General features: G+C 66.3%; 9 protein-coding genes and 1 riboswitch. Of the genes, 1 reads left to right on the forward strand and 8 read right to left on the reverse strand.

What is annotated here, in order from left to right:
• Window positions 1–100 precede the first annotated feature (100 nt).
• Complete coding sequence (locus tag ACLKOY_RS05495) at window positions 101–886, forward strand: CPBP family intramembrane glutamic endopeptidase (protein WP_436452770.1); 786 nt, start codon at window positions 101–103, stop codon at window positions 884–886.
• 15 nt (window positions 887–901) lie between these two features.
• On the opposite strand, the gene ACLKOY_RS05500 is transcribed toward ACLKOY_RS05495, so the two are convergent.
• The 8 genes from ACLKOY_RS05500 to ACLKOY_RS05535 all read right to left on the reverse strand — a co-directional run bounded on the left by ACLKOY_RS05500 (window position 902) and on the right by ACLKOY_RS05535 (window position 11,415).
• Window positions 902–1,465, reverse strand: coding sequence for a PH domain-containing protein (locus ACLKOY_RS05500; protein ID WP_436452771.1), 564 nt, complete (start codon window positions 1,463–1,465; stop codon window positions 902–904).
• A gap of 2 nt (window positions 1,466–1,467) precedes the next feature.
• Window positions 1,468–3,141 (reverse strand): ABC transporter ATP-binding protein, encoded by a 1,674-nt coding sequence (locus ACLKOY_RS05505; protein ID WP_363571298.1) that lies wholly within the window; start codon window positions 3,139–3,141, stop codon window positions 1,468–1,470.
• Entirely contained in the window at window positions 3,138–4,082 is a 945-nt protein-coding gene (locus ACLKOY_RS05510; protein WP_363571300.1) for an ABC transporter permease, read from the reverse strand. The genes ACLKOY_RS05505 and ACLKOY_RS05510 overlap by 4 nt, the downstream gene beginning before the upstream one ends.
• Window positions 4,075–5,001 carry an ABC transporter permease gene (locus ACLKOY_RS05515; RefSeq protein WP_140036621.1) on the reverse strand — a complete coding sequence of 309 codons (927 nt, stop codon included), beginning with the start codon at window positions 4,999–5,001 and terminating at the stop codon, window positions 4,075–4,077. Before ACLKOY_RS05515 ends, ACLKOY_RS05510 begins: the two co-directional genes overlap by 8 nt.
• Before the next feature lie 102 nt (window positions 5,002–5,103).
• Entirely contained in the window at window positions 5,104–6,738 is a 1,635-nt protein-coding gene (locus ACLKOY_RS05520; RefSeq protein WP_436452772.1) for a peptide ABC transporter substrate-binding protein, read from the reverse strand.
• Window positions 6,739–6,963: 225 nt separating this feature from the next.
• The gene (gene gcvP, locus ACLKOY_RS05525) at window positions 6,964–9,795 is read right to left on the reverse strand and encodes an aminomethyl-transferring glycine dehydrogenase (RefSeq protein WP_436454096.1); all 2,832 of its coding nucleotides are present in this window, start codon (window positions 9,793–9,795) and stop codon (window positions 6,964–6,966) included.
• Between the two features lie 61 nt (window positions 9,796–9,856).
• A complete protein-coding gene (gcvH, locus tag ACLKOY_RS05530) occupies window positions 9,857–10,234 on the reverse strand; it encodes a glycine cleavage system protein GcvH (RefSeq protein WP_290161509.1) in 378 nt (125 codons plus the stop codon).
• On the reverse strand, window positions 10,231–11,415 hold the full coding sequence (locus ACLKOY_RS05535) for a glycine cleavage system aminomethyltransferase GcvT (RefSeq protein ID WP_436452773.1): 1,185 nt from the start codon (window positions 11,413–11,415) through the stop codon (window positions 10,231–10,233). Before ACLKOY_RS05535 ends, gcvH begins: the two co-directional genes overlap by 4 nt.
• A gap of 239 nt (window positions 11,416–11,654) precedes the next feature.
• Window positions 11,655–11,749, reverse strand: a riboswitch (glycine riboswitch).
• Window positions 11,750–11,774 lie beyond the last annotated feature (25 nt).

Below are 11,774 nucleotides of genomic sequence, written 5' to 3' on the forward strand. Positions count from 1 at the left end.
CAGATGTCCTAAAGAGTGTGGGGTTTTGCCGAGAAGCCGACGTTCCAGACTATCGTACGCGGGCGAGTCGTTCCTGAGCGCTCGAAGTACGATCAGGAGCGTGACCGCTGCCGACCTCTCTCCCCCGTCCTCACGCGCTCGCCTGTGGTGGGAGATCGCCATCGTCCTCGCACTCGGTCTCGGTCAGTCCGCGGTCTACGCGATCGTTCAGCTGGCCTACCGACTCACCGACGAGACGCCGCTCGCCGACCAGACCGCGACCCTCAATCCGTCCCGGAGCGACCGCGAGGTCTTCGACCTGATCTACCAGGTCCTGTCGATCGGTTTCTCCCTCGTCCCAGTGCTGCTCGTCTGCTTCCTGCTGTGGCAATCGCACAGACCGCATCTGGGCAGGCTGGGTCTTGACGGCACCCGGGTCGGACCGGATGTCGGTCGCGGGATCCTTCTGGTCGCCGCCATCGGCATCCCCGGTCTCGGTCTGTACCTCGCCGGGCGCGCCCTCGGACTCTTCGTCGCGGTCGACCCCGCAGGGCTCGACACGCACTGGTGGACGATCCCCGTCCTTCTGCTCGCGGCCGCCCGCGCATCGCTGCAGGAGGAGTTCGTCGTGCTCGGCTATCTCTTCGCCCGACTCCGGCAGCTGGGCTGGGGGCCGTGGGCGATCATCCTCACCACGTCCGTGCTGCGCGCGAGCTATCACCTCTACCAGGGGCCGGGCGCGTTCATCGGAAACCTCGCGATGGGGCTGCTCTTCGGCTGGCTCTTCCAACGCAGCGGTCGCCTCATGCCGTTCCTCGTCGCGCACTTCCTGATCGACGCGACGGTGTTCGTCGGCTACCCCTGGGCGGCGGCGACCTGGCCGATGCTGTTCGGGCTTCCCAGCTGACGGCGCTCCGTCCGCTCAGGCGTTCGCGATGACGATCGACGCCACGGCCGCGAGCACGATGACGCCCAGCGCGATCAGCGCCTGGGAGTCCCAGGTGCGACGGATAGGAGCATCCGCGGTCGAGGGAGCCACCTGCCAGCGATCACGGATCTCGGTGAGCTCTCGGAGTCCGGCGGGCGCTTTGGCCTCGTCGTCCTCGCGCACCTGGCGCCGAATCGGACGCGCTCGCGCCGGTCCCCCGTAGCTCGAGACATCCGAGCCGTCCTCCAGCGAGAAGACGAGCTGCCAGCGCAGGTCGATGTCGCGGACGCGGCTCCAGCCGAACGACGTGCGGCGCAGCATGTTCTGCACCATGGCCCCATCGGCGTCGACGCGCACGACGGAGACGAAGGCGATCTCGTAGACGACCCAGAGTCCGAGCAGCACCCAGGGGGCGAGCAGGAGCATCTGCCCCCAGCCGGCGCGCACCACGGCATCGCCGAGCAGGAAGATCGCCAGCAGCGAGCAGAGGACGAGGGAGACAGACCCGGAGGCCGCACGGAATGTCCGTGCGGCCTCCGGTCGAGGTTCGGTGCTCACTCTCAGTGACCGCCGAGGGTGATCGATGCACCCGGGATCGCCTTCAGCAGGCGATCGGTGTACTCCTGCTGCGGGTTGGCGAAGATCTCGTCGACAGTGCCCTGCTCGACGATCTTCCCCTTCTCCATGACGCACACGAGGTCGCTCGACACGCGGACGACGGCGAGGTCGTGCGTGATGAACAGATACGTGAGCCCGAGCTCGGACTGCAGTTCGGCGAGCAGCTGCAGCACCTGGTCCTGCACCAGCACGTCGAGCGCCGAGACGGCCTCGTCGAGCACGATGATGTCGGGCTTCAGTGCCAGTGCACGCGCGATCGCGACGCGCTGGCGCTGTCCACCCGAGAGCTCGTTCGGATACCGGGTGGCGAGCACGCGAGGCAGCGAGACCTGGTCCAGCAGCTCCTCGACGCGTTCGCGCCGCGACGCGCTGTCGCCCACACCGTGAATCTGAAGGGGCTCGGCGATCGTGTTGCCGATGTTACGCAGCGGATCGAGCGATCCGTACGGGTCCTGGAAGACCGGCTGCATGCGCCTACGAAGACCGAACGCCTGAGCGTTCGAGAGCTTCGACACATCCTGGCCGTCGATCTCGATGGTTCCGCTGGTCGGCTCCTCGAGCTTCAGCACCATCTTCGCAACGGTGGACTTGCCCGAACCCGACTCGCCGACAAGGGCGAGGGTCTTGCCGCGAGGGATCTCGAAAGACACGTTGTCGACCGCACGGAACGCTTCGCTGCGGAAGTTCCCCTGGCGGATCTTGTAGTCCTTGGTCAGTCCCGCCACACGCACCGTCGGCGGGATGTCAGCGAGATCGTCGAGAGTCTCGATGCCCCGGTCCTCTACCACCGCCTGGATGCGCTGCGATGCGACGCTGGGCGCCGCAGCGACCAGACGCTTCGTGTACGGATGCTGCGGATTCTCGAGGATCTCGCGGCTCGGACCGGCCTCGACGATGTTGCCGCCGTTCATCACGATGATCTTGTCGGCACGCTCGGCCGCGAGGCCCAGGTCGTGCGTGATCAGCAGCACCGACGTGCCCTTGTCGCGGGTGAGCGAGGCCATGTGATCGAGGATCACGCGCTGCACCGTCACGTCGAGAGCCGAGGTCGGCTCGTCGGCGATGAGCAGCTTGGGGTCGGCCGCGAGGCCCATCCCGATCAGCGCGCGCTGACGCATGCCACCAGAGAACTGGTGCGGGAACTGGTGCAGACGCTTCTCGGCGTCAGCCAGGCCCGCCTGCTGCAGCACCTCGACGGTGCGTGCTTTGGCGGCGTCGCGCCCCTGGGCGATGCCGTTCGCACGGATCGCCTCTTTGACCTGGAAGCCGATGCTCCAGACGGGGTTGAGGTTCGACATCGGGTCCTGCGGCACGAAGCCGATGTCCCGACCGCGCACGGCCTCGATCTCGCGACGGTTGAGTGTCGTGAGCTCGCGTCCTTCGAGGGTGATCGAACCTGCGGTGACCTGACCAGTGCCGGGAAGCAGGTTCACGATGGCCGTGGCCGTCGTGGACTTGCCCGAGCCCGACTCGCCCACGATCGCGACGGTCTCGCCGGGCAAGATGTCGAAGCTGACTCCGTGGAGGACTTCGCGCAGGCCTTCCTGCGTACGGAACGCGACCGTGAGGTCGCGAATGCTCAGCAGCGGGACCTGTTCGGTGATTCGCTCGCTCATCGGCGTGCCCTCGCCTTCGGGTCGAGGGCGTCTCGGATGAGCTCGCCCAGGGTGACGAACGCCAGCACCGCGAGGGTGAGCGCGATCGACGGATAGATGAGCGCCATCGGGGCGACGCGCAGGGAGGCCTGGGCCTTGGCGATGTCGTTGCCCCACGACATCACGTCGCTGCCGAGACCGACACCGAGGAACGACAGGGTCGCCTCTGCGACGATCGCCGCGGCGAGACCGAGGGTGGACACGACGAGCAGCGGTGCGATGGCGTTCGGGACGACGTGGTTCAACAGGATCTTGAACTTCGACTGGCCGAGAGCCTGCGACGCCATCACGAAGTCGGCCTGGCGCACACGAAGCACTTCGGCTCGCACGACTCGGGCTGTGGATGCCCAGGCGAACGCGCCGATCGCGAATGCGAGGGTCCATACGGAACGAGCATCCCGGAACACCGTCATCACGACCACAGCCGCGAGGATGTACGGGATCGCGAAGAAGATGTCGCCGATACGCGACAGCAGGCCGTCGAGCCATCCGCCGTAGAAGCCCGCGAGGGCACCCATGATGAGGCCGAGGAGCGACGAGATCACCGTGGCGATCAGACCGACCGCGAGAGACGTCTGGGATCCCCACACGATGCGTGCGTAGATGTCGCAGCCCTGGAAGGTGAACCCGAGGGGATGCCCCTCGGTCGGGCCGCCGTTGCTGTTGGACAGCTGGCAGTCGTCGTTCGGGAGCGTCGAGGTGAACAGGGTCGGCCACAGGGCCATCACCAGGAAGAAGACCGCGAGCGCGACCGAGAACCAGAACAGCGGACGACGACGCAAGTCGAACCAGGCGTCGCGCCACAGGTTGCTGGGCTTGTCGGAGATGCGGACGGCATCGACTGCGATCGACTCTGTCTCGACCGGGGCGACGTAGTGCTTCTGGGAAGTGGGATCAGGCATAGCGAATCCTCGGGTCGAGCAGACCGTAGAGCAGGTCGATGAGAAGGTTCACCAACACGTACAGGATGACGAACACCGTGACGAACGAGACGACCGTGGGCCCCTCGCCGCGCTGGATCGCCTGGAACAGGGTGTTTCCGACTCCGGGGACGTTGAAGATGCCCTCGGTCACGGTTGCACCTACGAGCAGGACACCGAAGTTCGTCGCCGAGTTCGTGATCACGGGGATCAGCGAGTTGCGGAGCACGTGCACGGGTAGCACGCGGTTGCGCGACAGGCCCTTGCTGTAAGCGGTGCGCACCCAATCCTGGTTGAGCGTGTCGATGACGGAGCTGCGCATGAGGCGCATGCTGACGGCATACAGGCTGAAGCCGAGCACGATCGCCGGGAGCCACAGGCCGCCCCAGTCGTTGTCAGCTCCCACGGTCGGCTTGAACCATCCGAGTTGGATCGCCAGGAAGTACTGGGCGAGGAACGCGACGACGAAGATCGGGATCGCGATCGCGACGAGTGCGACGACGAGCGACACGTTGTCGAACAGCTTGCCCTTGCGCAGTGCGGAGATCGTGCCGATGATGATCGCCAGGACGAACTCGATCGCGATCGCCATGACGGCGAGGCGTCCCGTGACGGGAAGCGTCGCGGCGAGCACGTCGGACACGGGCCGACCTGAGTAGGTGGTGCCGAGGTCGCCCTGGAACACACCGGTGATGTAGTACCAGTACTGCACGATGAACGGGTCGTTCAGGTGGTACTGCTCTCGCAGCTGTTCGAGAACCGCGGCGTTCGGGGTCTTGTCGCCGAACAGCGCGAGGATCGGGTCGCCTGGCATGGCGAATACCAGGAAGTAAATGAGCAGGGTGGCTCCGAAGAAGACCGGGATCACCTGCAGAAGACGTCTCAGAATGTAACCGAGCATCCGCTTGTCCCTTCTTTGAGGGGAAAGAAAGTGAGGCGAACACAGCCTGTGAGGCGGTGACGAAGAATCGTCACCGCCTCACAGGTGAAGTGCCGTCAGACTTTACTCGCCGGCCTTCGTGATCTCGTAGTACAGCGGAACCGAGTTCCAGCCGAACGTGACGTTGTCGACGTTCTCGCTGAAGCCACCGGTCACGTTCGAGTACCACAGCGGGATCGCGGGCAGGTCCTGGAACAGGACCTCCTGCGCCTTGGTGAAGTCCTCGATCTGCGCGTCGGCGTCCGGGTTGCTGATGCCGGCCTTGATGAGGTCGTCGAACTCGGGGTTCGAGTAGTCACCGTCGTTGGATCCGGCACCGGTCGCGTAGAGCGGTCCGAGGAAGTTGTACAGACCGGGGTAGTCGGCCTGCCATCCCGAACGCGCTGCGGTGGTGATCGTACGATCGTTCACCTTGGTGCGCAGGTCCTGGAAGGTCGGGTACGGGTCACCCGAAGCCTCGATGCCCAGCGTGTTCTTGATGCTGTTGCTCACCGCGTCGACCCAGGCGTCGTGCCCGCCGTCGGCGTTGTAGGCGATCTTGAACTCGCCGTCCCACGGGGCGATGGCGTCGGCCTCAGCCCACAGCTCCTTCGCCTTCTCGGGGTCGTAGTCGAGGACCTCGCTGCCGGGAACCGAGTCCGACCAGCCGTCGATGACCGGCGAGGTGAAGTCAGAGGCAGGGGTGCGCGAGCCGGAGAAGATCGTCTCGGTGATCTCTTCGCGGTTGATCGCCATCGACAGCGCCTGACGACGCAGCTGGCCCTCTTCGCCGCTGAAGTGCGGGAGGAACTGACCGATGGTGAACGACTGGAACACGGCGGACGGCTGGTTCACAGCGCGGTCGCCGAGCTCGTCGGTGAAGACCGCGAGCGAGTTCGTCGGGATCGCGTCGATGACGTCGACCTCGTTCGAGAGCAGGTCGGCGTATGCCGCTTCCTGCGTGGCGTAGAACTTGATGGTCAGACCACCGTTCTTCGCCTGGCGTCCGCCCTCGTAGTCGTCGTTGCGGACGAGGTCGATCTGCACATCGTGCTGCCACGCGTCTTCGCCGTCGATCATGTACGGACCGTTGCCGATCGGGTTCTGTCCGAACGCCTCCATGTCCTCGAAGGCGACATCGGGCAGCGGGTAGTACGCGGAGTACCCGAGACGCAGAGCGAAGTCGGAAGCCGGCTTGTTCAGCGCGATCGTGAAGGTGTAGTCATCGACCTGCTTGAGGCCGGTGAGCTCGGAGTCCGTCTCGTAGCTGAAGCCCTCGATGTCCTCGAAGAAGTAGCTGGAGTAGTGGGCGTTCGAGAGTTTTGCACCCTCGTTCCATGCCTTGATGAAGTTGTCGGCGGTGACCTCTTCACCATCGGTGAAGGTCATGCCCTCCTTGAGCTTCACGGTGAGGTTCTGCGGGTCCTCGGTCGTGATCTCTTCAGCCATGTCGTTGACAGGCTTGCCGTCTGCGTCGTAGTAGATCAGGCCTGCGAAGATCTCGTCGAGGATCTTTCCGCCGCCCACCTCGTTGGTGTTGGTGGGGATCAGCGGGTTCTCGGGCTCCGAGCCGTTCGTCGTGATGATGGCATCGGCGTTGACATCGCTGCCGGCGTCGCCGCCGTCGTTGCCGCTTCCACCGCTCGCGCAGCCCGCGAGCGCCAGGGCGCCGATCGCGAACAACGCGGTGCCCGCAAGGGCGATCTTGTTGCGCTTCACTTTGTGTCCTCCTGTGGACGGGTATTCATCAGACTGCGCGCTCATCGTCGAACGCGTAGGGATAGTTGACTGTAACCCGCGATTCAGGGGACGCCGCACTCGGCTAATGAACCGTTACTGAGTGGTGACCAACCGAAACATCCCCGAAACACGCGGAAATGCACGGAAACGAGAAGCGGCGCCGCGTCCTTTCGGACCCGACGCCGCTTCAGGGCGATCGTTCGTTCAGGCGAAAGCCTCGATCGGCGGGCAGGCGCACACGAGGTTTCGGTCGCCGTAGGCCTGATCGATGCGGCGCACCGGCGGCCAGTACTTGCCTGCGACCAGGGCGTGCACCGGATAGGCGGCGTCCTCGCGGGTGTAGGCGTGGTTCCACTCCCCCGTGATCAGCGAGACCGCAGTGTGCGGAGCGTGGACCAGCGGGTTGTCGTCGGCGGGCCAGCGGCCCGCCGCGACAGCATCCGCCTCAGCCTTGATCATGATCATCGCCTCGATGAACCGCTCGATCTCGCCGAGATCCTCGGACTCCGTGGGCTCGACCATGAGCGTCCCCGCGACAGGGAACGACATGGTCGGCGCGTGGAAGCCGTAGTCGATGAGGCGCTTGGCGACGTCATCGACCGTGATCCCGGTCGCCTCTTTGAGCGGACGCAGGTCGAGGATGCACTCGTGCGCGACGCGGCCGTCCTCACCTGCATAGAGCACCGGGTAGTGCTCGCCGAGGCGCGCGGCGATGTAGTTCGCCGACAGGACGGCGGCGGCAGTGGCGTGTCGGAGGCCGTCGGCCCCCATCATGCGCACGTACGACCAGGAGATCGGAAGGATGCCGGCCGATCCGTAGGGCGCCGCGGATACGGCACCGCCCTCGAAGACGTATCCGCCCGCGTGCTCCGCCCGCTGTGCGAGAGGGTGCGACGGCAGGTACGGAGCGAGGTGCGCCTTCGCCGCGACGGGACCCACGCCGGGGCCACCGCCACCGTGCGGGATCGCGAACGTCTTGTGCAGGTTGAGGTGCGAGACATCGCCGCCCAGGTCGCCGAAGCGGGCGTACCCGAGCAGCGCGTTGAGGTTGGCGCCGTCGACGTACACCTGTCCGCCCGCATCGTGCACGGCGGTGGTGATCTCGACCACGTCCTGCTCGTACACGCCGTGCGTGGACGGGTAGGTGATCATCAGTGCGGACAGCTCGTCCGCGTGCGCCGCGATCTTCGCCCGCAGGTCGCCGAGGTCGACATTGCCCAACTCGTCGCACGCCACGACGACGACCTTCATACCGGCGAGCACCGCGGAGGCCGCATTCGTGCCGTGCGCGGACGACGGGATCAGGCACACGGTGCGCTGCGTGTCGCCGTTCGCGAGGTGGTAGCCGCGGATCGCGAGCAGCCCGGCGAGCTCACCCTGCGAGCCCGCGTTCGGCTGCAGAGAGACGGCGTCGTAGCCGGTGACCTCGGCGAGCCATGCCTCGAGCTGGGTGATCATGTCGAGATACCCCTCGACATCGGATGCCGGTGCGAACGGGTGGATGCCCGCGAACTCAGGCCAGGTGATCGATGCCATCTCGGTCGCGGCGTTGAGCTTCATCGTGCACGACCCGAGCGGGATCATGCCGCGATCGAGCGCGTAGTCGCGGTCGGCAAGGCTCTTGAGGTAGCGCATCATCGCCGTCTCGCTGCGGTGCGCGTGGAAGACGGGGTGCGTGAGGTACTCGTCCTGACGCAGCAGGTCGCCGGGAAGGCCGCCCTGAGACCCTGAGCCGAAGAACCCGAAAGCCCGCTCCCGGGCACCGCCGAACACCTGTGCCACCTGGTGGAGCTCGGCGACAGTCGTGGTCTCGTCGACCGAGATGCCGATCGTGTCGGCGTCGGCGGCGTGCAGCAGGATCCCGAAACCGTGGTGCGCCTGCTCCGCGTACTCCGCCGCACGCCCCGGAACCCGCACCTGGATGGTGTCGAAGAACGAGTCATGGACGATGTCAGCGCCCGCGTCGGCGAGCCAGTCGCGCAGCATCGCTGTCTTCGCCGCGACCTCCCGGGCGATCGCCTTCAGCCCGTCGGGCCCATGGTAGACCGCGTACATCGAGGCCATCACGGCGAGCAGCACCTGAGCGGTGCAGATGTTGCTGGTCGCCTTCTCGCGGCGAATGTGCTGCTCGCGAGTCTGCAGAGACAGTCGGTAGGCCGGCTTGCCGTCTGCATCGACCGAGACGCCGACGAGGCGCCCCGGCAGCTGCCGCTCGAGTCCTGCGCGCACGGCCATGTAGCCTGCGTGCGGACCGCCGAAGCCGATGGGCACGCCGAAGCGCTGCGTGGTCCCTACCGCGACGTCGGCGCCGAGCGAGCCAGGCGAGGCGATCAGTGTGAGCGCGAGCAGGTCGGCCGCGACCACGGCGAGCCCGCCGGCGAGGTGCGCGGCATCGATCACGGCGCTCGGGTTCCAGACACGCCCGGAAGCGCCGGGGTACTGGACGAAGACGCCGAACAGCTCGGAGGGAAGCTCCTCACCGGCGGCGAAGTCGACCGACACCAGTTCGATGCCCACTGCCTCGGCACGGGTCTCGAGCAGCGCCTTGGTCTGCGGGAAAGCACCCGCGTCGACGGCGAACACGTTCGACGCCTTCTTCGACGCACGGCGTGCCAGCAGCATCCCTTCGACGACGGCCGTCGATTCATCGAGCATCGACGCATTGGCCGTGGTGAGACCGGTGAGCTCTGCGACCATCGTCTGGAAGTTGATCAGCGCCTCGAGGCGACCCTGCGAGATCTCGGGCTGGTACGGCGTGTAGGCGGTGTACCAGGAGGGGTTCTCGAGCACGTTGCGCTGGATCACCTGAGGGGTGACCGTGCCGTAGTAGCCCAGGCCGATCATCGGACGGTTCACCGTGTTGCGCGACGCGAGCGCCCGCAGCTCCGCGAGCGCCTCGGTCTCGCTCGCGGCGCGCGGGATGATCGAGTCCGTGGAGGCGGGGGTGAAGATCGAGGCGGGCACGGCCTGGCGCATCAGCGCCTCGACAGGGCTCCAGTCCTCGAGCCCCGACTCGACGCCCAGGGCATCGAGCATCTGACGCTGGGCGGCGGCGGTGGTTCCGATGTGACGATCGGCGAAAGAGACCACTGGTCGATCAGCCCTCCGTGAGAGCGACGTACGCGTCGCGGTCCATCAGGCCGTCGAGCGCACCGGCACCGACGGAGACCTTGATGAGCCAGCCTCCGGCGAACGGCTCGGCGTTCACGAGCGAGGGGTCGTCGACGACGGCGTCGTTGATCTCGACGACCGTGCCCGTGACGGGGGCGTAGAGCTCGCCGACCGACTTGGTCGACTCGATCTCACCCACGACCGAACCTGCGGTGACCTCGGTGCCGACGGCGGGGAGCTCGACGAAGACGACGTCGCCGAGCTTGTCGGCCGCGTAGTCGGTGATGCCGATCGTCACGGCATCGCCGTCAGCGGCGATCCACTCGTGCTCGTCGGTATAGCTGAGTGCGTTGAGATCGGTCATTTGGTCCTCCGATAGAAAGGCAGGGCGGTCACGGTCGCGGGGATTCTGGTTCCCCGCACATCAAGGAATACTGCGGTTCCCGCCGCAGCGGAAGAAGGGGTGACGTATGCCATCGCGATCGGATGACCGAGTGTCGGGCTCAGGGCGCCACTAGTGATCTCGCCCAGGACGACACCGTCTGCGTCGACCACCGAGTAGCCCGCGCGTCCGGCGCGCTTGCCCTCGGCGACGAGACCGACCAGCACGGGAGCATCGGATGCGGCATCCACCGCTCCCTTTCCGATGAAGTCGTCCTTGTCGGAGACCACCACTCGCCCGAGACCTGCCTGCGACGGTTTCGTCTCACGCGAGAGCTCGTGGCCGTACAGCGGCATGCCGGCTTCGAGGCGGAGAGTGTCGCGCGCCGCGAGACCCGCGGGGACGAGCCCGTGCTCGTGGCCTGCCTCTGCGAGTGCGTCCCACAGAGCGGGAGCATCGGCGACTCGCACGAGCAGTTCGAAGCCGTCTTCGCCGGTGTATCCGGTGCGGGCGAGGAGCAGCGGCGCACCGAGGAACATCGCGTCGGCCCACGCGTAGTACTTCTGCTCGGCCCACGGCGTGCCGAGGTCGGTGATGCCCGTCGTGGACGAGACGATCGCCTCAGAAGCCGGGCCTTGCACAGCGAGCAGTGCGTACTCGTCGGAGACGTCCTCGACGTCGACTCCTCTGTCTCCGATGAACCCCGCGAAGCTGCGGTCCTCCCCCTCGCCACGGGCAGGCATCTCGCGCTCGATCCGCGACGGGAACGAGCGAACTCGTGAGGCGAACGCCGAGTCGACGAATCCGCGGTTGCCCGCGTTCGCGATCACGAGGAAGCGGTCTTCGGCGAGCCGGTAGACGATGACGTCGTCGATGATCCCGCCGTCCTCGGCCAGCATCAGCGAGTACTTCGCCTTGCCCACCGCCATCGCCGACAGTCGGCCGGCGAGCGAATAGTCGAGGAAGTCTCCGGCGAAGTCGCCGGTGACGAGGAACTCCGCCATGTGGGAGATGTCGAAGATTCCTGCGGCCTGCCGCACGGCATGGTGCTCGGCGAGATCGGACGTGTATCGCACCGGCATCTGCCATCCGCCGAAGTCGGTGAACGATGCGCCGAGCGCTTCGTGGCGATCACGCAGTGGGGTGTAGCGAGGGTCGGACATGGAGTTCTCCCGGGCTGGGTCGGGCGGAGCGGCGACGACGCTGCTCCTGGGAACTCCCCCTCTGTCATGGGCCTGAGAGCTTCGCCCAGAGACTGGGCTTTCACCGTCGGCGGATCACGTGAGCGAGGAAGAAGAGGTGGAGACTCGCGGAACTCGTCTCACCAGGGTTTCGGCTCGGGCGTAGACGCCCTCGCTCAACCCGATTTCTTGCTTCGCTCGAAATCGCTTTTCAGAGTGGCCGGAACCGCGCGGTACGCGTACCTGAGAGATTGGCGGGGAGGCTTGCTCCTTCGGTGCCCGGCTGCGTTCGCCGGGGCTCTCCCGCGTGGGTCATTCGGCCTGTCTTCAGTTGTGGCCTC

It is taken from the genome of Microbacterium sp. K2 (assembly GCF_051365005.1).
Classification (GTDB): Bacteria; Actinomycetota; Actinomycetes; order Actinomycetales; family Microbacteriaceae; genus Microbacterium; species Microbacterium foliorum_B.